We start from the raw sequence: 22,439 nt of genomic DNA on the forward strand, positions 1-22,439 counted from the left end.
GTATGAGCCAGGACAATCGCGCGGCCGCTGTTCAGGGCGACGTTTCCGCAACATGGAATTCGTCGGCCGCGGGGGCGGCGGAGCGCGTCGGCGTGATCGACATCGGGTCCAACTCGATCCGGCTCGTCGTCTATGACGGGCTGACCCGCTCGCCGCTCGCCCTGTTCAACGAGAAGGTGCTGTGCGGCCTTGGCCGCGGGGTGGAGAAATCGGGTCTGCTGAACCCGGACGGCGTGGCCCAGGGTCTGGCGGCGCTGGAGCGCTTCGCCACGCTGGCCCAGGGCATGCGCGTCGGCCGGCTCGATGTGATCGCCACCGCCGCCGTGCGCGACGCCCGCGACGGTGCCGCCTTCGTCGATGCCATCCGCCGCCGTGCCGGCCTGACCGTCCGCGTCATCAGCGGGGAGGAGGAGGCGCGGCTGTCCGCCATGGGCGTGCTGTCCGGTACCCCCGGCGCCGACGGCCTCGTCGGCGACCTCGGCGGCGGCAGCCTGGAACTGGTCACGCTCGACCGCGGCGTGATCGGCAAGCAGGTGACTCTGCCGCTCGGTCCGCTGCGGCTGATGGAGGTCGGCGCATCCAAGGGCGGGCCGGTCAAGCTGATCGACCAGCATCTGGAATCGCTGCCCTGGCTGTCGACCATGAAGGGCCGGCCCTTCTATCCGGTCGGTGGCAGCTGGCGCGCCATCGCCAAGCTGCATATGGAGCAGTCCGGCCACCCGCTGCACATCATCCACCACTACACCATCCCGACAGCCGATGCGCGGGAGTTCAGCGGCCTTGTCGGCCGCCAGAGCCGCTCGTCGCTGGAGAAGATGGCGGGGTCACGCCGCCGGCTCGACACGCTGCCCTTCGCCGGGCTGGTGCTGGAGCGGCTGCTGCGCATCGCCCAGCCGTCGAAGCTGGTGTTTTCCGCCTACGGTCTGCGCGAAGGCCACCTCTATTCGCTGCTGTCGCCGGAAGGCCAGCGCGAGGATCCGCTGATGGCCTCGGCCGCCGACTGGGCTCGCCGATTCGTGCGGATGGGAGACCCGGCCCTGTTGATGTCCTGGACCGCCGGGCTGTTCGCCGGCGAGGACGACAATGCCATCCGCCTGCGCCATGCCGCCTGTTTGCTGAGCGATGTCGGCTGGGCCGACCATCCCGATTACCGGGCCGAGCATGCTTTCCTGCGCGTGCTGCGCTACCCGTTCCCGGCGCTGGACCATGATGAGCGGGCCTTCCTGGCTCTTGCCGCCCATGCCCGCTATTCGGGCACCATCGACGTGCCGCTGACAGCGCCGGTGCGGACATTGGTGTCGGAAGGGCAGGGGATGAAGGCGCTGGTGCTGGGCTTGGCACTCCGCCTTGCGCACACGCTGTCGGGCGGCGCCACGGCGCTGCTGGAGCGGACCAGCCTGAAGGTCGGTGACGGGCGCATCGTGCTGACCCTGCCAGACGACGGCAGCGTGCCGGCCGGCGAAGCAGTGCAGCGCCGGATCGACGCGCTCGCCAAGGCGATGAATGTGAAGGGCGATGTTGTCCAGCCGCTGCGGCCGCAGGCGGCTGAGTAGAGGGCGGGCAGGTGGATCGGGGCCGCCCGCCGGTGAATGGCGGGCGGTCCTGGTCCGTCAGGTCCTGGTTATGGAAACGCCGCCGTCGACCAACAGCGCTGTTCCGGTGGTGAAGCTGGAGGCGTCCGACGCCAGATAGAGCGCCGACTGGGCGATCTCTCGCGGCGTGGCAAGGCGTTTCAGTGCGTGAAGGCCCTGGACGAAGGCCAAGGCTTCCGGCGTGTTCGACACCGCCCGACCCATCGGCGTGTCGGTGCCGCCGGGCAACACTGCGTTGGCACGAATGCCGCGGGGGCCGTATTCGGCGGCGATCACCCGCATCAAACCGATCAGCCCGGCCTTGCTGGCCGCGTATGCGCCCATGCCGGGAAAGCCGACCGTGTGGCCGACGAAGGTCGAGGTGAAGATCAGCGATCCGCCGCCCCGGTCAAGCATCGCCGGAATCTGGTGCTTTGCGGCGTGAAAGGCGCTGGTCAGGTTGGTGTCGACCACATCGTGCCAACTCTCTGCCGTCATGTCGGGAATCGAGGTCTGGGCGCCGGTGGTGCCGGCATTGTTGAAGGCGATATCCAGTCCGCCGAACCGCTGCGTGGCGAGGGCGACGGCTTCACGCGCGACATCGGCGTCCCTGACATCGCCGGCCACCACGGCCGCTTCGCCGTCTCCGTCCCGGATTTCCTGCGCCAACCGTTCCAGTTCGTTGAGCCGCCGTGCCACGAGCACCAGCTTCGCGCCATGCTCTGCGAACAGCAGCGCCGCCTCGCGCCCGATCCCGGAACTGGCGCCCGTGACGATCGCGATCTTTCCAGCGAGTTGTGCCATATCCGCTCTCCGTTGTGATGAACGGTGCGAAAATCGCGAACCGGGGCCAGTGCCGGCTATCCGGTTCTTGCTGCCGAATTCGCAAGGCCGAGAGAGCCCAACTCCCCACTTATTTCCATAATCTTCATTATGTGTTTTTCGTGCCCCTTTTGGCCGGGATTAGGATAGCCGGTCCCCGATCAGGCCGCGTGCCATATCCAGGCAGGCGTCGTGGCCGGGCTGGAAATCCTCGGCGATCCACCAGCCTTCGATGAGCTTCAGCGTTTCGCCGATGGCCGGGCCGCGCGGGATGCCGAGATCCAGCAGGTCGCGGCCGGCGATCGGCAGGCGCAGGTTCGGCAGGTCGCCGGCCACCGACATCGCGGCACGCAATGCGGTGAGGTCGAGCGGGCCGTCATGGATGGCGGCGGCGATCAGGAGCAGATCGTCGAACAGCTCGCCGTCGCCGATGCGGTACAGTCCCTGGCGCAGCGCCCTGCGGTCGTCGGACGGCGCCAGCGCCACCGGCGGCTCGACGAGCGCAAGCAGGCGGTCGCGCTCATGGTTGGACAGGCGGAGCGCCTCGGCGGCGCGCAGCGCTCCCGGTCGGTCGCTGTCCAGAACGGCGGCCAGCCGGCGGGTGGGATCCGGTGTGATGCCCAGGTCGCGCTCGACGGCGATCAGCCGGTCCAGCCGGCCGGTGTCCATCGCCTCCGGCAGCAGGTGGACCATGATCCCCTGCCCCATCATCAGCCGCCAGACCGCCGCCGCGCAGGGCGCGGTCAGCAGGCGGAACAACTCCCCCCGCACCCGTTCGCCGGACAGGGTCGGCAGGCGCGGCGCCAGCTCGCGGCAAGCGGCCAACGCCTCGGCATCGGGTTCGCCGCGGCCGTAATGGGCGTGGAAGCGGAAGAAGCGCAGCAGACGCAGCACATCCTCTTCGATCCGCCGCCGCGCCTCGCCGACGAAGCGGACGCGGCCGGCGGCAAGGTCGGCAAGCCCGCCGAACGGATCGAACACAGCGCCGTCGGGCGCACAACTCAACGCGTTCATCGTCAGATCGCGGCGGGCGGCGTCCTCCACCCAGTCGTCGGTGAACTCGACGCGGGCATGGCGGCCATCCGTCTCGACATCGCGTCGCAGCGTGGTGATTTCGTAGGGCTTGCCGCCGCACAGCGCGGTGACGGTGCCATGGGCGATTCCGGTGGGGATGACGCGGATGCCGGCGGACTCCAGCAGGTCCATCACCCGTTCCGGCGGTGCGTGGGTGGCGATGTCGATGTCCTTCACCGGCCGGCCGAGCCAGGCGTCCCGTACGCAGCCGCCGACGAAGCGGGCATCGGCGCCGCCGGCGTCGAGGGCGGCGAACACCGCCCGGCTTTCGGGCGCGGTCATCCAGGGCTGGGGGGACAGGCGTGCGGCGACGGTCATGGCGCGGCGACGCTACCCCATTCCCAAGGCGTCTTCCACCGCCGTCAGAGCGGGCCGGAGGACGCCCCGCCCTCCCCGGCCTCGCGCGCGGCGGCACCCAGCACGTCGCGCAGGTTCACCAGCATGCCGGCGGTCGCGCCCCAGATGTAGCGCTGCGGATAGGGGAAGGCGTAGAACCAGCGCGGCTTGCCCAGGAATTCGCGGCTGTGGCGCTGCGGGTTGGATGGATCGAGGATGAAGGACAGCGGCACCTCGAACACCTCGGCCACCTCGGTCGGGTCGGGCGTCAGGATGAAGGGCGGCGACACCACCCCCACCACCGGCGTCACCCGGAAACCGGTGCGCGTGACATAGGTGTCCAACCGGCCGACGATTTCGATCCGGCCGCGCTCCAGCCCGATCTCCTCCGCCGTTTCGCGCAGCGCTGTATCCTCGGGGCCGTCATCCTCCGGTTCCATCCGGCCGCCGGGAAAGCTGATCTGGCCGGCATGCGCGCTCAGCGTCGTGGTGCGCTGGGTGAAGATGACGGTCAGCTCCTCCTGCCGGTCGACCAGGGGGACCAGCACCGCCGCCTCGCGCAGGGTCGTCGGCGGACCCATCTCCGGATTCAGATCGTGGTCGCCGCGGATTTTGGCCGCGTGTTTCGGCGCCATCCGGTTCGACCGCACCGCGTTCTCGACCGCCGCGTCAATCGCCTCATTGGCCATCTCATCGGCCGTCTCATCGGAGCTCATCGCCGGGAAGCGCCGGCGGACCTCCTCCAGGCTCAGTCGCCAGGCAGCCTGCCCAGCGCGAAGAAGACCTTGTTGCTCCATAGACCCACCTCGGACTCGCCGGTTTCGGTGCGGCGCGTTTCGCTCCGTTCCACCATGTCGTAAAACACGGACCGCAGGATAAGCGCCTCCAGCCGGCTTCTGATCTGGATGTAGGGTGCCGGCTCCCCGGTTTCAGGGTTTACGGCCACACGGATCGGATGGTCGGGGCCGGCCTCCACCCAATGGTCGAGGTTGGTGCGGAAGGAAAGGACCTGATCGGCCCCGTTGCCTGCAACCGTCATCTCGACTGCCACGAACGGTGCGTCCTCCACCACGATCCGGCCGCGCTCGACCGGCGTAACCAGCCAGTATTCGCCGTCTTCCTCGCGTCTGAGGACGGTAGAGAACAGCTTCGCCAGCTCGATCCGGCGGATCGGATCGCCATTGTGGAACCAGGTGCCGTCGCGCGCAATGCGGATGTCGTACTGTTCCAGAGTGGGAGTCCGGCCCAGCGCTGCCGGCAAGTCCGACGCCGTCTCCGGAACGGGTGGCCCATCTGCGCGCTTGTCTTTCGCCATCGCGTTACCGACCTTCATGGGATTGGGAACGGTTTTGTCCCCGAACATGCGTATTTTCGCCACACTCGACCGTTAGGTCCACTCCAATGGCCTGTCGGCCTCACCCGGTCCGGCAGCGGGATTCGGAAAATGGGTGTCGACAACGCGCAGGAACAGGGCCAACCATGCGGATCCCGTGTTTCGTCGCGGACGACCGCGACTGCCACGCCGAACCGGCCCATGGACGGGCCAGCCCATCATCGGGGGAGCAGCAGACCTTGAGCGCACAGGACATCCTGAGGGGGCAGCCACCCGTGCCGGAGGACCCGCAACGGCTGATGGAGGAGATCGAGGCGCTGGGCGACCGGCTGGCCTCCGTCCGCGACCGCATCGGCCGCGTGATCTTCGGCCAGCAGGAGGTGATCGACCGCACGCTGGTCACGCTGCTGGCGGGCGGCCATCTGCTGCTGATCGGCGTTCCCGGCCTCGCCAAGACGCGGCTGGTGGAAACGCTGGGCATCGTGCTCGGCCTGGCCGAAAAGCGCATCCAGTGCACGCCCGACCTGATGCCCGCCGATATCCTTGGATCGGAAGTGCTGGAGGAGGGCGAGAACGGCCGCCGGTCCTTCCGTTTCCTGCCCGGCCCGGTGTTCAGCCAGCTTCTGATGGCGGACGAGATCAACCGCGCCAGCCCGCGAACCCAATCGGCGCTGCTGCAGGCGATGCAGGAGCATCGCGTGTCGGTCGCCGGCCAGTACCATCCCCTGCCCCAGCCCTTCCACGTCCTGGCGACCCAGAATCCGCTGGAGCAGGAAGGCACCTATCCGTTGCCGGAAGCCCAGCTCGACCGCTTCCTGATGCAGATCGACGTGGACTATCCGGACCGCGAGGCGGAGCGCCGGATGATGATCGCCACCACCGGCTCCACCGATGAGCGCGCGGTGACGGTGCTGTCCGCCGCCGACCTGCAGGCGGCGCAGCGCCTCGTTCGCCGTGTTCCGGTCGGCGAAGGGGTGGTCGACGGCATTCTCGATCTCGTGCGCCGCGGCCGGCCTGAAACCTCCGAGTTGATGGAGGTGCGCCAGCACGTCGCCTGGGGTCCCGGCCCGCGCGCCAGCCAGTCGCTGATGCTCGCCGCCCGCGCCCGCGCGGTGCTGGATGGTCGGCTGTCACCCTCGCTCGACGATGTGGTGGCGCTCGCCAAGCCGATCCTCAAGCACCGCATGGCGCTGAACTTCGCCGCACGGGCCGACGGGGTGACGCTGGACGACGTCATCGACCGCCTCTGCGCGCCCCTGATGTAACCCGGAGCGGAGCCGCGATGCCGCGTAGCCCTCAGCAGAAGACCCAGGCGGCGACGACGCTGCTTGCCCGGCATCGCGCGGAGGAACTGGCCTCCGCCCTCCCGCCGCTTCTGGTGGCGGCGGAGCGGGTGGCCGCCACCGTCGCCCAGGGTGTGCACGGCCGGCGCCGTGTCGGGCTGGGCGAGACCTTCTGGCAGTTCCGCCGCTACCAGCCCGGCGACGCTCCGTCGATGATCGACTGGCGCCAGTCGGCCAAGACCCAGCCGGTCTATGTGCGCGAGAATGAATGGGAGGCGGCGCAAAGCGTCTGGCTGTGGCGCGACCGCTCGCCCTCCATGGATTTCCGCTCCGCCGCCGGCCTGCCGACCAAACGCGAGCGGGCCGACCTGCTGACGCTCGCCACCGCCGTCCTGCTGGCGCGCGGCGGCGAGCGGGTGGCGTTGCTGAACAGCGGCGTGCGCCCCGACCATGGCAAGTCCGCCATCGACCGCATCGCCCGGCTGATGACCGACCCGCGCGCCGCCGCGTCGCCGGATCCCCTGCCGCGGGTGGAACCCCTGCCCCGCCATGCCCAGACCGTTCTGTTCGGCGACCTGCTGTCGCCCCTGTCCGACATCCACGCAGCGGTCGCCGGCCTGACCGGGCGCGGACTGCGCGGGCATCTGGTCCAGATCCTCGATCCGGCGGAAGAGACGCTGCCCTATGACGGCCGCGTCGATTTCCATGGGATGGAGGGCGAGCAGAACCTGCTTGTTCCGCGGGTCGAGGCGGTGCGCGAGGCTTACCGCGAACGCCTGAAGGCGCAGCAGGACGGCTTGGCCGCGCTGGCCCGCACCGCAGGATGGAGCTTCGCCGTCCACCGCACCGACCGTTCTCCGCAATCGGCGCTGCTCACCCTGTGGGGTGCGATGGCGATGGAGGCGGTGTGAAGCGGCGGCCGGCGAACCCAGCCCCGCACTCCCCGTCATCCCCGCGCAGGCGGGGAACCAGGCTTGCCCTCGGCACCACGCAGCCCAAGGTTTGGATCCCCGCCTGCGCGGGGATGACGGTCGCTTACGGCCGCAGGCACTTGTGGCTTGCGCGGCCGATCCCCTAACCCTCGTGAAGACGCGCCAATGCTGGGTCTCGGACCGATCGCCTTCGCCGCCCCCTGGGTCTTGACCGCACTGGCCGCATTGCCGGTCCTGTGGTGGCTGTTGCGCGTCACGCCGCCGGCGCCGCGCGCAGTCCAGTTTCCTGCCATCCGCCTGCTGCGCGACCTGACCGCGCGGGAGGAGACGCCGGCCCGCACCCCCTGGTGGCTTCTGCTGCTGCGCCTGATCGTGGCGGCGCTGATCATTCTGGCGCTGGCCGGGCCGCTTCTGAACCCGCGGGCGGCGCTGCCGGGCGGCGGACCGCTTCTGCTGGTCGTCGACAATGGCTGGGCTTCCGGCCGCGACTGGCCGACGCGCAAGCGCACGATGGACGAGATGATCGCCCAGGCCGAGCGCCAGCAGCGCACGGTCATTCTGCTGCCGACCGCCCCGCCGGCCGATGGCCAGCCGGTCCATGCCAGCGCCGTCCTGCCCGCCGCCGAGGCCCGCCGTCTGGCCCAGGCGATGGCTCCCCTGCCCTGGCCGACCGACCGCGCCGCGGCGCTCGAGGCCTTGAAGGCGGTCGCGGTCCAGACGAACGGCCGCGGCTCCATCCATGCGGTCTGGCTCAGCGACGGTGTCGGCGACGGCCGCGCCGCCGGGCTGGCCGCCGGGCTGCAGCGGTTGGGCTCTGCCGAGGTGCTCGACGATTCGGCGGAGCGTCCCCCTCACCTGCTGCTTCCACCGTCGAGCGAGGGCACGGTGCTGACCGCCCGCATCGTCCGCGCCGATCCGTCCCGGCCCGAGCCGGCGACCGTCCGCCTCACCGCCGCCGACGGCCGCCTGCTGACCCGCCAGACCGTGGCCTTCGAGCCCGGACAGAAGATGCGGGAGGTCCGCCTGGACGTGCCCACCGAACTGCGCAACGACGCCGCCGCCCTGCGGGTGGAGGGCGACACCACCGCCGGCGCCACCGTGCTGCTGGACGAGCGCTGGCGCCGCCGTCCGGTCGGGCTGGTTTCCGGCCGGTCGGAGGGGGAAAGCCAGCCGCTGCTGTCGGACCTCTATTACCTTGAACGCGCCCTGTCGCCCTACAACGAGGTCCGGCGCGGCGACACGCTGGACCTGCTGAAGCGCGATCTGGCCGTGCTGATCCTGTCCGACATCGGCGCCCTGACCGGCAGCGAAGTGCAGGACATCGAGGATTGGGTGAAGCAGGGCGGCGTGCTGCTGCGCTTCGCCGGGCCGCGTCTGGCCCAGCATGCCGACACGCTGGTGCCGGTCCGGCTGCGCATCGGCGACCGCGCGCTGGGCGGCGCCCTGTCCTGGTCGGAGCCGGCGCGGCTCCAGCCCTTCCCGGCAAAATCGCCCTTCGAAGGGCTGGCGATTCCCGCCGACGTTCAGGTCAACCGGCAGGTTCTGGCCGAACCGGCGCTGGATCTGGCCGACCGCACCTGGGCGCGTCTGGCCGATGGCACGCCGCTGGTGACCTCGCAGAAGCGCGGGGACGGCTGGATCGTGCTGGTCCACACCACGGCAAACCCGGACTGGTCGAACCTGCCGCTGTCGGGCCTGTATGTCGACATGCTGCGCCGGTTGGTGGCACTCAGCGGCGGCGTGACAGGCACCGCGGCAACCACCTCGCTCGACCCGGTCGAGGTGCTGGACGGCACCGGGCGACTGGTGCCGCCGCCGCCCACCGCCTTCCCGATCCCCGGCAATGCCGGTGCCGACGTGATCGGCCCGCGCCACCCGCCGGGCTTTTACGGAACGGATGACGCCCGCCGCGCGCTCAACCTGTCCTCCGCCGTCACCACCATCGATCCGCTGCCGCCCCTGCCGGCCGGCGTCGGGCGCGACGGCTATGGCGGCCGGGGCGAGGTGCCGCTGAAGCCGTCGCTGCTGGCCGCGGCGCTCGCACTGTTGTCCATCGACCTGCTGATCGCGCTGGCGCTTCGCGGCCTGCTGCGCGTCCCTCGCCTGCGCCGTGGAACGGGCGGAGCGGCGGCCGGACTGCTGCTGGCGGTCGCACTTGCCGCCGCACCGCAGCCGGCCCGGGCGCAGGACCAGGACAACGCGGTCAAGGTGACGGCGGAGACCTACCTCGCCTATGTCCAGACAGGAGACAGCGGCGTCGACGACACCTCGCGCGCCGGGCTGGAGGGTCTGGTCAGTGTTCTCGGCCTGCGCACGGCGGTGGAGGCGGCGGGAGCCGTCGGCGTCGATCCGGAGCGGGACGAGCTGGCCTTCTACCCCCTTCTCTACTGGCCCGTCTCCGACCGGCAGAGGCCGCTGTCGGACGGGGCCCGCCAGCGGGTGAACGAGTATATGCGCAGCGGCGGCACCATCCTGTTCGACACCCGCGATCAGGCGCCGGGCGGCGGTTCCGGCATCCTGCAGCGTCTGGTGCAAGGGCTGGACATTCCACCGCTGGCTCCGGTTCCGCAGGACCATGTGCTGCGCAAGTCCTTCTACCTGCTGACCGACTTCCCCGGACGCCACGCCGGCGGCCAGCTGTGGATCGAGGCGCGGGAGGGGCCGGCGAATGACGGCGTCTCCTCCGTCGTGATCGGCGGCAATGACTGGGCCTCCGCCTGGGCGGTCGGCCGCAACGGCCAGCCGATCTACGCGGTCATTCCCGGCGGCGAGCGCCAGCGCGAGATGGCCTATCGCTTCGGCGTGAATGTCGTGATGTACGCGCTGACCGGCAACTACAAGGCCGATCAGGTCCATGTGCCCGCCATCCTGGAAAGGTTCGGCCAGTGATGCCCGTCGATCTGCTCTCCGGACTTTCGGTGGCTCTGGCGCCGCTGCTGCCCTGGCCGGTGCTGGGCGCCCTGATCGGCTTCGCCCTGCTGGTGGTGCTGGTCGCCGCCCTGCGCCGGGCGCGCGGCACGCTGCTTCGCCTGCTTGCCGTGATCGTGCTGGCGCTGGCCCTGATCAACCCGTCGCTGGTGCGGGAGAAGCGCGACCCGATCAAGGATGTCGCGGTGATCGTGGTCGATGACTCGCCGAGCCAGGCCATCGGCGACCGCCGCGCCCGCACCGACCGGGCGGTGGAACAGCTGACCGAACGGCTGAAGCGCTTCGACGATCTGGAGGTCCGCGTCGCGCGCACCGGCGAAGGGGCCGAGACCGGCGGCACGATCAACGAAACGCATCTGTTCGATGCGCTCAACCGCGCGATGGCTGACGTTCCACGCCGCCGCATGGCCGGCGCCGTCTTCATCACCGACGGTCAGGTGCATGACGTCCCGCAGGTGCCGGCGAAGCTGGCCGACATCGGCCCCGTCCACACCCTGCTGACCGGCGACCGCAACGAGGGCGACCGCCGCATCGCCATCGTGCAGGCGCCCAACTATGGCCTGGTCGGCAAGTCTGTGGAATTGACCATCCGCGTCGACGACATGCCCGGGCGCCAATCCCCTGACGCTGCGGTGACCCTGCGCCAGGACGGCGGCGCGCCCGGCACCATCCGAGTCCCGGTGGGCCGCGACGTGCGCGTCGATCTGCCTGTCACCCATGGCGGGCAGAATGTCCTGGAACTGGAGGTCGAGGCGGCCAAGCAGGAGCTGACGCTCGCCAACAACCGTGCCGCGGTGGTGGTGAATGGCGTCCGCGACCGGCTGCGTGTCCTGCTGGTGTCCGGCGAGCCCCATGCCGGCGAGCGCACCTGGCGCAACCTGCTGAAGGCCGACCCGGCGGTCGATCTGGTTCATTTCACCATCCTGCGCCCGCCAGAAAAGCAGGACGGCACGCCGATCCGTGAGCTGTCGCTGATCGCCTTCCCGATCCGCGAGCTGTTCGAGGTGAAGCTGGACGAGTTCGACCTGATCATCTTCGACCGCTACCGCCGCCGCGGTGTGCTGCCCCAGATGTATCTGGAGAACATCGCCGATTATGTCCGCAAGGGCGGCGCCCTGCTGGAGGCATCCGGCCAGGGCTATGCCTCGCCGCTGTCGCTCTACCGCACGCCCCTGGGTGCCATCCTCCCCGCCGCCCCCAGCGGACAGACGGTGGACCGCCCCTTCCTGCCGACCGTCACCGATGTCGGCCGTCGCCACCCGGTTACCGCCGGCCTGCCCGGCGACCGCATCGATGCGCCGCCGACCTGGGGCCGCTGGTTCCATCAGGTCGATGTCGCCCCCAATGGCGGCACTGTGGTGATGCAGGGCGCCGACAACCGTCCGCTTCTGGTGCTGGACCGCGTCGGCAAGGGCCGGGTGGCGCAGCTCGCTTCCGACCAGATCTGGCTGTGGAGCCGTGGTTTCGAAGGTGGCGGCCCACAGGCGGAGCTTCTGCGCCGCCTTGCCCATTGGCTGATGAAGGAACCGGAGCTGGAGGAGAACGATCTGCGCGCCCGCGTGGACGGCAACCGCATCACGGTCGAACGCCGTTCGCTAACCCCTGATCCGCGCTCTGTCACGCTCACCGATCCGTCCGACAGCACCAGCACGCTGCAATTGGCCGACGACAAGAGCGGACGCGCCATCGCAACGGTGACGGCCTCCGCCCCCGGCATCTACCGCGTATCCGACGGGGAGCGGACGACGCTGGCCGTGGTTGGGGCTGTCAACACGCCGGAGCTGGCTGACGTGCGCTCCACCGGCGACCGGATGCAGCCGGTGGCCGAGGCGAGCGGCGGCGGCATTCACTGGGTCACCGACACCGACAGCGGTCCCAATCCCGGCATCGAGGTGCGCCGCACCCAGGCTGACCGCAGCCAGAGCGGTTCCGGCTGGATCGGCCTGCGCGCCAACGGCGACTATACGGTGACCGGCGTGACCGAGGTGCCGTTGCTGCCGGTCGGCGCGGTGCTGGCCCTGGTGCTGGGCGGCCTGCTGATGGCGTGGCGCCGGGAGGGGCGCTGACCTATCGCGAGGCTGATTCCGCATCGAGAATTTTCTGAAAACAGCCTGTTGCGTTCGGCCGGGCTTCCGATTATGGTGCCGCTCCTTCCGGCGATACGAGAGATCGCCGCGCCGGTTGGGGCGTCGCCAAGCGGTAAGGCAGCGGTTTTTGGTACCGCCATTCCCAGGTTCGAATCCTGGCGCCCCAGCCAACTTTCTCCCAAGACACTGACTGCGTTATGGTTTGTCGCCCAACAACAGGGCACAGACCCGGCTTGCTCCAATCGGCTGCTACAGTCGGACTGGAGCAAAGGCCATGCGTACCCTGCCCAACGTCGTGCGACGCGGCGTTATTTTTCATTTCCGGCGGGCTGTTCCCAAGGAACTCATACCGCCTCTCCTATGAAATGACCTTCTGGAGCCAAGGCGGGAAGCAGAGGGATTTGATGCGGCCGGTTTCGGCGACGAGCGCGTTCCAGGCGTCGCAACAAGCGTCGATGATGGCGTCCTGATCGGGAAAGACCCGCAGCGACATCAGCTTTTCGCGGAGGAAGAGCCAGATCCGCTCGACCGGGTTGCACTCGGGCGAATAGGGCGGCAAGGGCACGAGGGTGAGATTGGCGGGCACGACCAGGCTCTTGCTGGCGTGCCAACCGGCGCCGTCGAGGATCATGACGGCGTGGTCGTCCGGGGCCAGGGTGGCGGCGAAGTCGGCGAGGAAGCGGTTCATGGCGACGGTGGACACCGTCGGCAGGACGAGGGCAAAGCCTTCCCCCGTCTTGGGTTCGACGGCGGCATAGAGGTAAGTCCAGTCGAACCTCTGGTCGCATAGGCCGGGGGGACGCTGGCCCTTCAGCCACCAGCGATGGCACAGCCGCCCCTTCTGCCCGAACCGCGCCTCATCTTGGAAGAACACGCGCAGGCGCTTGCCCGGGTGCGCCTCGGCGGCCGCCGTCAGGGCGCGGCGAAGCCCCCTTTTTTGAAGCGCTCCTGCGCTTTGCTCTCGGTTTTCGGGTGAACGGGCCGGGCCTTCTGGCGCGAGAGGCCCAGCCGCCGCAACGTCCGGCCGACACTGTGCGGATGAAAGGTTTTGCCGAACTTGGCGGCGATCCACACCGCCAGGGCCTCGCAGGTCCAGGTGCAGACCCCATCCACGGCGGGGGCCGGTCCTTTGAAGACCGCGGCCGCCAAGGCCGCCTGCTCCGCGTCGCTCAGCCACTCCGCCCGGTGCCCCTTGGGCCGGTCGAACAGGCCCGCACCCCCTTCCACGTTGTAGCGCCGCACCGCGTCCCGCAGCGCCTGCCGCTCCATCCCAGCCAAGCGTGCGGCCTCCGCACGGCCCAGCCCATCCAAGGCGTTGGCGCTGGCATACGCCCGCGCCGCCGCCCGACCGTTGCCGCACCGCCGTGCCCAGAGCCGCAGGTCCGCCGCCGTCATCCCGTCCGCGATCTTCAGGCTTGCCGACATGGTCACCCCCACTCCCGGTGGAGCTTCAGTGAAGCATGCTCGCTATAATTTGGGAATCCCCTGCGGCATGAGAGTCAGTTCAGGCGTGAGCCGGTATTACACCGGCCGCGTTCGCGCCTTCCTGGACTACATGACCCCGCACCTGCGCTCCCGGCTTGCGGAGTGATTGTTCAAATCCGCTCGAACTCAGAAACGACATCGGCCGGATGACGGGCATCCGGCCGATGGTGCTTATCGTTGGGGCATTCAGCCTCAGAAAGGAATCTCGTCGTCGAGATCTTCGTGACGGGGCGGAGCGCCGCCGCCGCTGCTGCGGCCACCCGACGATCCACCGCCATAGTTGCCGCCGCCGCTGCCACCTCCGTAGCCGCCGCCACTTCCGCCACCGCGCGATTCGTAGCCGCCGCCACCGCCGTAGCTGCCGCCGCCGCCTTCTTCACGGGCGCCGCCGGTGAAGTCGATTTCGGCCACGCGGACCGAGAGGCCGGCGCCGCGGGTGCCGTCGCGCTTCTCATATTCGCGCAAAGTGACCTCGCCAGACACGACGACGCTCTTGCCCTTGGTCAGGTGTGGGGCGAGCGACTCGGCGCGGCGGCCCCAGATGGAGCAATCGACCCATTGGGTCGTCTTGCGATCGCCGAAGCCAACGTCATTGGCGACGCGGAAACCCAGCACCTTCTCGCCGCTCTGGGTCGTGCGCAATTCGCCGTCCGCGCCCAGGCGTCCCGTAAACGTCCAAACATTCATCGCTCGTTGCTCCTAAGCGCGAGTGTCCCAGCATCCATGCCGACCCGTCAGGATGCCCGGCGGAGGCACCCAGATGCCGAGGGTTCCCATTCGCAGGGCCGGCTGTTCACAATCGCGACCATCCCCCCGGTCCAGCGCAACGAAGCACGAGGGACCAAGGCCGGTCAACCGTCGTCGGAAATGCTCTGACGATCCCCGGCGCGGCGCACTCGCCCTACCGTTCCGGACCAGAACGCTCCAGGAACAAACATAGCAGAGCGAGAGGCGCCGGAAAACCGAATCCTTCAAAGTCGCGCCCGCTTCCGGTCAGCGCAGACGCCGTGCCGCCAGATCCAGGGCCACTTTCAGTTGGGCATGGGAAAATGGCCAGTGAACGACACCCAGCGGATAGGTTTCGGTGATGCGGGCCATGGTGCCGTGGTCGCTGTTGCCTGACAGGAAGATGCAACGCAGACCATGCTCCAGATTCAGCCGCCGGGCCACCGCGATGCCGTCACCGCCGCCGAGCCGAACGTCGAGCAGTGCGAGATCCGGCCGTTCGCGCAGGGCGATATCCGCTGCTTCGGCCTCGGTCCGGGCAACGCCGCAGACGGTATGTCCAAGGTCGCCGATCACCACGGCCAACGCGCCGACGGCGGCCTCGTCATGCTCGACCACCATCACGCGCAAGGGCTGGCCGGGTGCGCGTGTCCGGTAAGTGGAGTGCGGCTTGGCGATGGTGTCGATCCTGAGCATGCGACCGACCTCCGGGGCTTACGGCGTTGAGTGACAAGTGGCAAATTTTGGTAAAATTACGTTTACCACTATGCCATTTGTACTAAATCACCCCGAATTTGCAAGATCAAACGATCAGGATCCGACCTTTTCCGTCGATCGGTGCCGAAAGACATCACTTTGCGACGGAAAGTCTCAAAGCGCAGCAGCGAGGCTGGACATCCGATCAGCGCCCGGCCGGGCCGAGCCAGTCGATGCCGCCGGGCTGACGCGGCTTGCCGGCTCCATTGCTGCGCATCGCCGCCGCCCTCGACGGCGGTGGTGGCGGAGCCGGTTCGCTGGCGAGCCAGGCGGCCTGGGTGTCTGCAGAGACGGCAGTGGGGGCGGCAGGTGCCTGGAGGTCTGTTGCCGGCCGGAACGGCTCGGCGACCCGAACCGGTGCCGTCGGCGCCGCGAATGCCTTCTGCGTCGGCCGGGCGGGCAGATCGGCCGGCGGTGGTGCCGACTGTTCGGATTGCGGGAGGGGGACCATGAGTTGCGGCTGGGACGGCGGCGTGCTGTCATCCCAGGCCTCGTCCCGGACAGCCGGCGCGGAGGGACGCCGGCGCGGGGCTTCTGCGGCCCCCAGCCAGGAGGGACGCTCATCGTCGGCCAACGGTCCGGTGCGTGTATCGAGTTGCCGCGCCTGCTCGCGAATCTCCAGCAAGGTGGTTACCGCGAGCTGCAGAAGCGGGGCAAGGACCATGGGATCGGCCATTTCCTCCGCATTCAGGGCGGCGAACCGGTCGCGGACGTCCTCCACCGCCTGTTCGACGCCGTTGCGCAATGCGCCGGCCTCTTGGGCCAGCCGTTCCAGATCCTCGCGCAAAGCAGAGATCTCGCAGGCTTGCCGCAACTCGTGGAAGCCGATTCCCGCCCCCGCTGCGGATGCGGATCGCCGGTCCCGTGACGAACCAAAATCGTGAGGCATCCTGCCCAACCCCGGTTCCAAGCCCAGCCCAGTGATGACCGACGTCGCGACGAATACAGCCGGACGTCCGTATAGCAAACCGCGCAATCGGAAGGCGGTTCCAAAAGCCGACGTCATGGCACGGCCTGCCGGAACGTCGGCGAAGTTGCCGCACGTCACGGTCGGAACCCTCGGACGGAGAGCGATGTTTAGCGCCGTTGATGTCGTTTGGAAACCGTTTGCGCGTGATGGCCGCTTGTACTATTTTTTCGGCCCCAGGGGAATGGATTCCTTGTGATCCTACATCCGGGCGTCTCCCCGCCGCCATTTCATCTTGCCGGAATCCCTTACGGTGTCGATCGACCGCTCGGAACTTGAACGGCTCCTTGCCGATCGCCCGGCTGGCAACCGCAGCGCCATGCAGGCGGTGCGCGAAAGCTATGCCGATATCGTGCTGATGCGCGAACGCGGTCTGTCCTGGGCCGAGATCTCCGACCTTCTGGCGAAGCTGGGCATCACCGCCCGTGACAGCCAGCCGATTTCGCCGGTCACCCTGCGGTCAGCCTTCTTCCTGGTCGGGAGCGAGGGGCGTGGCGAGGCGGGCGGAGATCATGGCGGCGCAGCGGTCATGTCGGCGGAAACGCTTGCCGCCGTCCATGAGGCTGCGCTGACGGCCGGAAAGAAGGACGAGTCTGAAGAGACCGGCGAGACAGCCGACTCCGATCGCGCCGAAGAGGCCGCGGCGGCGTCTGCCGGCTCTCCTCCCGACCAGCCGCCGGTGGAAATGTCTGAAGCCCAAGCGGAGCCGACGGTTTCCGCTTCCGAGCCCTCCGGCGAAGAACCTGCCGCCCCTGCCCCTTCTCTGCTGGCCCGGCTGGCGAAGGATGCCGACGAGGAGCCGGACACGGTGCCGGAGCCGGCGTCCGAAACGCCGGAACCCGACGGCGCCCGAGAGGTGGGGACGGAAAAGGCGCAGGCCCCGGATCCCGAACCCGAACCGACAGCTGAGCCGGCCCCGCCGCCGGTTCCCCAACCGACGTCCACGGCGGCCGCGCAGAACACCGGCTCCTTGATGTCCCCCCCGATGCACCAAGACGACTCAACAAACGCATACTGGAAAGGCGATCGCATGCTGGGCACGATCTTCGTCCTCAATGACCGCGGCGGCGTCGGCAAGACGCTGCTGTCCCATCACCTGATGGCGACCGCCATGCTGGAAGGCCTGCAGCTGAAGGTCGTCGAGTACGAGGTGAACGAGCGACTCGCCCGCCTGTTCGGCCCGGACGTGGTCGAACACCGCCGCATCACCCAGGATTTCATGAACATGATGGGGTCGGGCGACGGCTTCTACGAGTTCTGGGATCTGATCGGGCCGGAGCTGCAGCGCGGCGGCCGCCTTTATGATTTCGGCGGCAACATCTCGCAATGGTTCTTCAACTGGGCCGAGGTGTCGGGTTTCGACTATTATGTCGGCGACGGCGAACGGCTGACCTTCATGGTGCCGGTGACCGTCGATCTCGCCTCGCTGTCGACCGGCATGACGACGCTGGAGCGGGTGGCGACCATCGCCCCGAAGGCCAAGCGCGTCCTGGTGGAGAACGGCTTCTCCGGTCCCTTCTCGCAGCTCGAGGACAGTCAGTACGCCCGCCGCAAGGCGGAGATGGTGGAGCGCGAGGGACTGCAGGTCATCTCCATGTCGCCCTGCACCGCCCCGGCCTGGGCCCGCCTGACCGGGCACCGGCTGGATCAGGTGGCGACGATGACCCGCGAGGATCTGGTGAAGCTGGGCATGACCCCGCCCGTCGCCTCCCGTTCCCTGATCATCATCCATGAATGGCTGCGCAACATGCGGCAGGCGCTGTCGCCGTATCTGCACGACGCCTTCCGCCAGACCCCGGCGACCGCCAAGGCGCGCTGAGGTCCGCAAGGGACGCTGATCGGAGCCCTTCTTCCCCCGCGGGAGAAGGGCTTTCTCTTTGCCGGGATCAGGCCGCCGCGTTGCGGGCGGCGCTCGCGCTGTAGAGGTCTTCCTTCACCGCTGCCACCGACTTCACCTGATAGCCGGGGCGGGCGCTGAAGCGGCGGGTGGCGCGCTCGGCGGCCTCGCGCTCCGACTCCGCCCAAACCAGATAATCGCGGCCGCGGGCCCATTCGACAGCCATCGGATGGGCGGCGTCGATCTCGCCAATCTGCTGATTCACCACGGTGACCAGCCATTCCTTGTCGCCGGGATTGCGGCGGTCGGTCAGGATCAGGATTTGCGGACGGCGGCGGCTCTGCGCCTCGGTCAGGCGCTGCTGCACCTCGACCTGCTTCTTGCGCAATTCCACCATGTCGCGGACCAGCTCCTCGATCTCGCCATGGAGGCTCTCCTCCTCCCGGTGCAGGCGGTGGATGGTCGCGTCCAGCTTGTCCAGCGTGCCGCGGACGCCGCGGACGCGCTGGCGGGCCTGCGACACCCGCTGTTCGACCGACAGCAGGACGTTGCCCAGCCAGGCGCCGACGGCGACGATGCCAAGAACGATGATGAAGTTGATCATCATGTGGCGGAAGCCTTGGACCGCGCCGTCGCCGGGGGCTGGGGCACGCCGCCCTTCGCGGCGCCCTTCGCGCCACCGGTCCGCGCGTCGCCGCGCATGAACGACTTCTGGAAGCCCAGCTTGAAGGGAAAGGCGACGTCGACCATCTGCTTTGCCTCGTCGAAGCTGGAGGCCCACACCTCCGCCACGTTGGCGCAGCGCCAGATCTGGTTGACCGGGCCGCGGTCGCCGGCGGCCCTTGCGGCGGCCGACGCCTTCTCCTGCGTGACGGTCGCAACGAACTTCATCAGGCCGGCCTGGGGATCGCCGACCTCATGCACGAACAGCGGGGGCTGTTCCGCCAAGTCCCTTATCAGCTTTTCCGCTTTGCGGATGTCGCTTTCCAGCCTTGCACGTTCGGATGACTGGCTGTTGCGGCGCTGGACCAGATGATTGACGCGGTTCTGAAGCTCGTGCGCCTCGGCATGCAGCACATAGACGCGGTTCTCGATCTGCTCCAGACCGCTGCTCTTCTCCAGGATGTTCGGAAGGAAATCCTTCAGCATCATGGCGACCGGAACGGCGGCCAGCATGATGATGACGATGGCGATCAGGAACAGCGTCGTGTTCGACATCCGCCCGCCCGTTCTCCTCCCGGAATCCGCACATCCCTACGAGCCGGAACCGGCGCGATCGGCATCGCTGCGGACTTTCGAGGATCAACGAGCAATCCAACCCCGTCAACGAATCGTCGCGGCATCGTTCAAAATTCGTCAGAAATGTGTCAGGATGCGGCCATCTCCGCCACCCGCTTCACCGCATCGCGCACGGGTCCCGGCCGGGGAGCGTCCGCCAGCGTGGTGAACCAGTGTTCCGGCGGGTTGCGGCCGGCGGCACGGTTCCAGGTGAGCGAGCGCAGCACCCGCTCCGCCTCCGCAGTCGGCGGTACGGCGGCGGGATCCCTGCCACTCATCACTGCCCATATGCCGGTCCAGCAGCGTCCGACCGACCAGGGATTGTAGCCGCCGCCACCCACCACCAGCACCCGCGGCGCCAGGGGCAGCAAGGCGGCAACCGCATCCCACAGCGACCGGTTGGACAGCTCCAACCGGCTCAGGGGATCTTCGGCCAGCGCATCGGCGCCGGTCTGGATCACCATCGCCTGCGGACGGAAGGCGCGGGCCAGCGGCAGCACTGCCGCCGCCATCACATGCTCCATCTCGCTGTCGTTGAAGCCCGGCGGGACCGGCAGGTTGCGGGCCATGCCGCCGGCCCGGTCCTCCGCCTTGCCGGAATAGGGCCAGCGCCCGTCCTCGTGGATGGAAACCGTCAGCACCCGGTCGTCGTCGGCGAACGCCTCCTCCACCCCGTCGCCATGGTGGGCGTCGAGATCGACATAGAGAACCCGCTCCAGCCCATGGTCGAGCAGTTCCAGGATGCCGAGAACCGGCGCGTTGAAATAGCAGAAGCCGCTGGCGCGGTCGCGGCGCGCATGGTGGGTGCCGGCGGCCGGTGCATAGACCAGCCCGGCCGGCCGGTCGCCCAGGATCCGTGCCGCCTGCAGGGCAGAGCCGCTGCTGTGCGCCGGCCGCCGGTACATCTCGGCGAAGACCGGGTTCTCCAGCTTGCCCAGATTGTGCCGGGCCGCCGTGGCCTCGTCCACCCGCTGCTCCGCCTCCGCCCGTTTCAGGGCGGCGATGTAATCGGGGGAATGGAAGCGCGACAGTTCGCGTTCGCTCGCCACATGGGTATCGAGATAGACCTCGTCGGGCAGCCACCCCATGGCGCGGCTGAGGTCGATGACGGTCGATACGCGCGGGATCGCCAGCGGATGCTTCGGGCCATAGGTCGAGCCGCGATAGATCTCGCCGCCGATGAACAGCGGGGTTCGGAGAGGCGTGGTCAGGGGAGGATCTCCATCGGTCCCGTCAGAAACTAGGCGCTGCCGCGCACCGGTCAAGCGCCGCCCGCGCTTCCACGCCTTGGAAGGGCTTCCGGCAATGCTTGCGGTCACGGAACGTCCGCGCCTATAGTCGCGGCCTTCACTGGGGGGAGCCGATGGGCGGCTGAGAGGTCCCGTTGCGGGACGACCCCTGGAACCTGATCCGGTTCATGCCGGCGTAGGGATCAGTGATGCCAGACCGCAAGCGCACCGTCTCCGTTCTACCGCCCTGCCCGCTCCCAGGCTCGCAACCAGGCTTGGCCAGGGCCGGGCGATGACGCCGCTTTCGGTGACCGTGGCGCGTGCTCGGCTGACCTATGGCGGCACGCTGCTGTTCTCCGACCTGACGCTGAAGCTGCCGGCGGGGCGGACCACCTGTCTGCTGGGGCCGAGCGGCGTCGGCAAGACCACGCTGCTGCGCATCCTCGCCGGGCTGGCGGAGCCGGAGCCGCCGACCACCATCACCACCGGCGACGGGCTGCCGCTCGCCGGCCGCATCGCCTACATGGCTCAGCAGGACCTGCTGCTGCCCTGGCTGACCGTTCTCGACAACGTGCTGCTTGGCGACCGGCTGCGCCACCGCCGTCCCGACGCCGCGCGGGTGGAACGCGCCCGCGCGCTGCTTGGCCGCGTCGGTCTGTCTGGGCGGGAGCGCGACCGCCCGGCCGCGCTTTCCGGCGGTCAGCGGCAGCGGGTCGCGCTCGCCCGCACGCTGATGGAGGACAAACCGCTGGTTCTGATGGACGAGCCCTTCTCCGCGCTCGACGCCCTCACCCGTCTGAGGCTGCAGGAAACGGCGGCGGAGACGCTGGCCGGCCGCACCGTCCTGATGGTCACCCACGATCCGCTGGAGGCTCTGCGCATCGGCGATTGCCTGCATGTGATGACCGGCCGTCCCGCCATCATGGGTCCGGCGCTGGAGCCGTCCGGCCCGGTGCCGCGCCGGGTCGACGATCCCGGATTGCTGGCGCTGCAGGCTGAGCTGCTGCGGAGGTTGGCGGAATGAGGGCGCTGCTGCGCGCCGCCGTCACCCTCGCGGTGCTGGTCGCCGGCTGGCAGGCGCTGGTCTGGGCCACCGGCCTGCCTCGCTATCTGCTGCCCGGTCCGCTGGCCGTGGCGGACGCCATGCGTCGGCAGGCTCCCCTGCTGTGGAGCCATGGGCTGACCACCCTGACCGAGATTCTGATCGGGCTGGTGGCCGGCGTGGCCCTGGGCGGAGTCAGCGCCCTGCTGCTGGCCCGATACCGCACGGCGCGGCGCTGGCTGATGCCGCTTCTGCTGGTCAGCCAGGCGATCCCGGTCTTCGCGCTGGCTCCCTTGCTGGTGCTTTGGCTGGGCTACGGCATGGCGTCAAAGATCGCCATGGCGGTGCTGGTCATCTATTTCCCGGTGACGACCGCGCTGTTCGACGGGCTGCGCCGCACCGATCCCGGTTGGCTCGACCTTGCCCGCACCATGGGCGCCTCGCCCGCCGCGATCCTGTGGAGCATCCGTCTGCCCGCCGCCCTGCCCGCCTTCTGGTCCGGCGTACGGGTGGCCGCGGCGGTGGCGCCCATCGGTGCGGTGATCGGCGAGTGGGTGGGGTCGTCCTCCGGTCTCGGCTACCTGATGCTGCACGCCAACGCCCGCATGCAGATCGACCTTCTGTTCGCCGCCGTGCTGGTGCTGGGGGTGTTCGCGGTGACGCTCTATGCCGCCGTCGACGCGCTGGCCCGCCGCGCCCTGCCCTGGCAACCCGATACGCAACCGGCCGAAGACGCCAATCCTTGATAAGGGG

The 22,439-nt window shown here is 69.0% G+C and carries 20 protein-coding genes, 1 tRNA gene and 1 riboswitch; of the genes, 9 read left to right on the forward strand and 12 right to left on the reverse strand.

The window, feature by feature from the left end:
* Positions 1 to 2 precede the first annotated feature (2 nt).
* Positions 3 to 1,553: a Ppx/GppA family phosphatase gene (locus A6A40_RS05075; RefSeq protein ID WP_063634427.1), complete on the forward strand. Its 1,551-nt coding sequence runs from the start codon at positions 3 to 5 to the stop codon at positions 1,551 to 1,553.
* 57 nt (positions 1,554 to 1,610) lie between these two features.
* Here the strand turns inward: A6A40_RS05075 and A6A40_RS05080 are convergent, their stop codons facing one another.
* The 4 genes from A6A40_RS05080 to A6A40_RS05095 all read right to left on the reverse strand — a co-directional run bounded on the left by A6A40_RS05080 (position 1,611) and on the right by A6A40_RS05095 (position 5,166).
* Positions 1,611 to 2,375, reverse strand: a complete 765-nt coding sequence (locus A6A40_RS05080) for an SDR family oxidoreductase (RefSeq protein WP_063634428.1) — start codon at positions 2,373 to 2,375, stop codon at positions 1,611 to 1,613.
* 159 nt (positions 2,376 to 2,534) lie between these two features.
* Positions 2,535 to 3,785 carry a CCA tRNA nucleotidyltransferase gene (locus A6A40_RS05085; RefSeq protein WP_063634429.1) on the reverse strand — a complete coding sequence of 417 codons (1,251 nt, stop codon included), beginning with the start codon at positions 3,783 to 3,785 and terminating at the stop codon, positions 2,535 to 2,537.
* A gap of 44 nt (positions 3,786 to 3,829) precedes the next feature.
* Complete coding sequence (locus A6A40_RS05090; RefSeq protein ID WP_063634430.1) at positions 3,830 to 4,519, reverse strand: NUDIX hydrolase; 690 nt, start codon at positions 4,517 to 4,519, stop codon at positions 3,830 to 3,832.
* 32 nt (positions 4,520 to 4,551) lie between these two features.
* Positions 4,552 to 5,166 carry a DUF1285 domain-containing protein gene (locus A6A40_RS05095; RefSeq protein ID WP_236783736.1) on the reverse strand — a complete coding sequence of 205 codons (615 nt, stop codon included), beginning with the start codon at positions 5,164 to 5,166 and terminating at the stop codon, positions 4,552 to 4,554.
* 269 nt (positions 5,167 to 5,435) lie between these two features.
* On the opposite strand from A6A40_RS05095, the gene A6A40_RS05100 reads away from it, so the two are divergent.
* The 5 genes from A6A40_RS05100 (at position 5,436) to A6A40_RS05120 (ending at position 12,536) form a co-directional block, all read left to right on the forward strand.
* On the forward strand, positions 5,436 to 6,401 hold the full coding sequence (locus A6A40_RS05100) for an AAA family ATPase (RefSeq protein WP_063636127.1): 966 nt from the start codon (positions 5,436 to 5,438) through the stop codon (positions 6,399 to 6,401).
* A gap of 17 nt (positions 6,402 to 6,418) precedes the next feature.
* Positions 6,419 to 7,330: a DUF58 domain-containing protein gene (locus tag A6A40_RS05105; RefSeq protein ID WP_063634431.1), complete on the forward strand. Its 912-nt coding sequence runs from the start codon at positions 6,419 to 6,421 to the stop codon at positions 7,328 to 7,330.
* Positions 7,331 to 7,516: 186 nt separating this feature from the next.
* Positions 7,517 to 10,240 (forward strand): DUF4159 domain-containing protein, encoded by a 2,724-nt coding sequence (locus A6A40_RS05110; protein ID WP_063634432.1) that lies wholly within the window; start codon positions 7,517 to 7,519, stop codon positions 10,238 to 10,240.
* Positions 10,240 to 12,345, forward strand: a complete 2,106-nt coding sequence (locus A6A40_RS05115; protein ID WP_063634433.1) for a glutamine amidotransferase — start codon at positions 10,240 to 10,242, stop codon at positions 12,343 to 12,345. Before A6A40_RS05110 ends, A6A40_RS05115 begins: the two co-directional genes overlap by 1 nt.
* A gap of 116 nt (positions 12,346 to 12,461) precedes the next feature.
* A tRNA-Gln gene (locus A6A40_RS05120) sits at positions 12,462 to 12,536 on the forward strand.
* 188 nt (positions 12,537 to 12,724) lie between these two features.
* Here A6A40_RS05120 and A6A40_RS05125 read toward each other — a convergent pair.
* The 5 genes from A6A40_RS05125 to A6A40_RS05145 all read right to left on the reverse strand — a co-directional run bounded on the left by A6A40_RS05125 (position 12,725) and on the right by A6A40_RS05145 (position 16,222).
* Entirely contained in the window at positions 12,725 to 13,240 is a 516-nt protein-coding gene (locus A6A40_RS05125) for an IS630 family transposase (RefSeq protein ID WP_082860730.1), read from the reverse strand.
* A gap of 38 nt (positions 13,241 to 13,278) precedes the next feature.
* Complete coding sequence (locus A6A40_RS05130; protein ID WP_063634434.1) at positions 13,279 to 13,791, reverse strand: winged helix-turn-helix domain-containing protein; 513 nt, start codon at positions 13,789 to 13,791, stop codon at positions 13,279 to 13,281.
* Positions 13,792 to 14,043: 252 nt separating this feature from the next.
* Positions 14,044 to 14,538, reverse strand: coding sequence for a single-stranded DNA-binding protein (locus A6A40_RS05135; RefSeq protein WP_063634435.1), 495 nt, complete (start codon positions 14,536 to 14,538; stop codon positions 14,044 to 14,046).
* 306 nt (positions 14,539 to 14,844) lie between these two features.
* On the reverse strand, positions 14,845 to 15,273 hold the full coding sequence (locus A6A40_RS05140) for a response regulator (protein WP_063634436.1): 429 nt from the start codon (positions 15,271 to 15,273) through the stop codon (positions 14,845 to 14,847).
* 205 nt (positions 15,274 to 15,478) lie between these two features.
* Positions 15,479 to 16,222, reverse strand: coding sequence for a hypothetical protein (locus A6A40_RS05145; protein WP_236783737.1), 744 nt, complete (start codon positions 16,220 to 16,222; stop codon positions 15,479 to 15,481).
* A 331-nt stretch (positions 16,223 to 16,553) separates the two neighbouring features.
* Here A6A40_RS05145 and A6A40_RS05150 point away from each other — a divergent pair, with 331 nt between their 5' ends.
* Positions 16,554 to 18,119 (forward strand): hypothetical protein, encoded by a 1,566-nt coding sequence (locus tag A6A40_RS05150; RefSeq protein ID WP_063634438.1) that lies wholly within the window; start codon positions 16,554 to 16,556, stop codon positions 18,117 to 18,119.
* 67 nt (positions 18,120 to 18,186) lie between these two features.
* Here the strand turns inward: A6A40_RS05150 and A6A40_RS05155 are convergent, their stop codons facing one another.
* From A6A40_RS05155 to A6A40_RS05165, 3 genes are all read right to left on the reverse strand, one after another.
* Positions 18,187 to 18,744 (reverse strand): hypothetical protein, encoded by a 558-nt coding sequence (locus tag A6A40_RS05155; protein WP_063634439.1) that lies wholly within the window; start codon positions 18,742 to 18,744, stop codon positions 18,187 to 18,189.
* Entirely contained in the window at positions 18,741 to 19,355 is a 615-nt protein-coding gene (locus A6A40_RS05160; protein WP_063634440.1) for a hypothetical protein, read from the reverse strand. Before A6A40_RS05160 ends, A6A40_RS05155 begins: the two co-directional genes overlap by 4 nt.
* 149 nt (positions 19,356 to 19,504) lie before the next feature.
* On the reverse strand, positions 19,505 to 20,734 hold the full coding sequence (locus tag A6A40_RS05165) for an acetoin utilization protein AcuC (RefSeq protein WP_418208606.1): 1,230 nt from the start codon (positions 20,732 to 20,734) through the stop codon (positions 19,505 to 19,507).
* 24 nt (positions 20,735 to 20,758) lie between these two features.
* Positions 20,759 to 20,865: riboswitch (TPP riboswitch) on the forward strand.
* A 71-nt stretch (positions 20,866 to 20,936) separates the two neighbouring features.
* Between A6A40_RS05165 and A6A40_RS05170 the strand changes: the two genes are divergently transcribed.
* Both A6A40_RS05170 and A6A40_RS05175 read left to right on the forward strand, forming a co-directional pair.
* Complete coding sequence (locus A6A40_RS05170; RefSeq protein WP_063634441.1) at positions 20,937 to 21,668, forward strand: ABC transporter ATP-binding protein; 732 nt, start codon at positions 20,937 to 20,939, stop codon at positions 21,666 to 21,668.
* Positions 21,665 to 22,432, forward strand: coding sequence for an ABC transporter permease (locus tag A6A40_RS05175; RefSeq protein ID WP_063634442.1), 768 nt, complete (start codon positions 21,665 to 21,667; stop codon positions 22,430 to 22,432). The genes A6A40_RS05170 and A6A40_RS05175 overlap by 4 nt, the downstream gene beginning before the upstream one ends.
* The last annotated feature ends 7 nt before the right edge of the window (positions 22,433 to 22,439 follow it).

This window comes from Azospirillum humicireducens (assembly GCF_001639105.2).
Classification (GTDB): Bacteria; Pseudomonadota; Alphaproteobacteria; order Azospirillales; family Azospirillaceae; genus Azospirillum; species Azospirillum humicireducens.

Bases quoted from the DNA above. Each gene is read 5' to 3' on its own strand.
- A6A40_RS05095 (WP_236783736.1), bottom strand. From the start codon at position 5,166: ATGTTCGGGGACAAAACCGTTCCCAATCCCATGAAGGTCGGTAACGCG.
- A6A40_RS05145 (WP_236783737.1), bottom strand. From the start codon at position 16,222: ATGCCTCACGATTTTGGTTCGTCACGGGACCGGCGATCCGCATCCGCA.
- A6A40_RS05135 (WP_063634435.1), bottom strand. From the start codon at position 14,538: ATGAATGTTTGGACGTTTACGGGACGCCTGGGCGCGGACGGCGAATTG.
- A6A40_RS05110 (WP_063634432.1), top strand. From the start codon at position 7,517: ATGCTGGGTCTCGGACCGATCGCCTTCGCCGCCCCCTGGGTCTTGACC.
- A6A40_RS05080 (WP_063634428.1), bottom strand. From the start codon at position 2,375: ATGGCACAACTCGCTGGAAAGATCGCGATCGTCACGGGCGCCAGTTCC.
- A6A40_RS05105 (WP_063634431.1), top strand. From the start codon at position 6,419: ATGCCGCGTAGCCCTCAGCAGAAGACCCAGGCGGCGACGACGCTGCTT.
- A6A40_RS05130 (WP_063634434.1), bottom strand. From the start codon at position 13,791: ATGTCGGCAAGCCTGAAGATCGCGGACGGGATGACGGCGGCGGACCTG.
- A6A40_RS05155 (WP_063634439.1), bottom strand. From the start codon at position 18,744: ATGATGATCAACTTCATCATCGTTCTTGGCATCGTCGCCGTCGGCGCC.
- A6A40_RS05090 (WP_063634430.1), bottom strand. From the start codon at position 4,519: ATGAGCTCCGATGAGACGGCCGATGAGATGGCCAATGAGGCGATTGAC.
- A6A40_RS05140 (WP_063634436.1), bottom strand. From the start codon at position 15,273: ATGCTCAGGATCGACACCATCGCCAAGCCGCACTCCACTTACCGGACA.
- A6A40_RS05100 (WP_063636127.1), top strand. From the start codon at position 5,436: ATGGAGGAGATCGAGGCGCTGGGCGACCGGCTGGCCTCCGTCCGCGAC.
- A6A40_RS05115 (WP_063634433.1), top strand. From the start codon at position 10,240: ATGCCCGTCGATCTGCTCTCCGGACTTTCGGTGGCTCTGGCGCCGCTG.
- A6A40_RS05175 (WP_063634442.1), top strand. From the start codon at position 21,665: ATGAGGGCGCTGCTGCGCGCCGCCGTCACCCTCGCGGTGCTGGTCGCC.
- A6A40_RS05075 (WP_063634427.1), top strand. From the start codon at position 3: ATGAGCCAGGACAATCGCGCGGCCGCTGTTCAGGGCGACGTTTCCGCA.
- A6A40_RS05170 (WP_063634441.1), top strand. From the start codon at position 20,937: ATGACGCCGCTTTCGGTGACCGTGGCGCGTGCTCGGCTGACCTATGGC.
- A6A40_RS05160 (WP_063634440.1), bottom strand. From the start codon at position 19,355: ATGTCGAACACGACGCTGTTCCTGATCGCCATCGTCATCATCATGCTG.
- A6A40_RS05085 (WP_063634429.1), bottom strand. From the start codon at position 3,785: ATGACCGTCGCCGCACGCCTGTCCCCCCAGCCCTGGATGACCGCGCCC.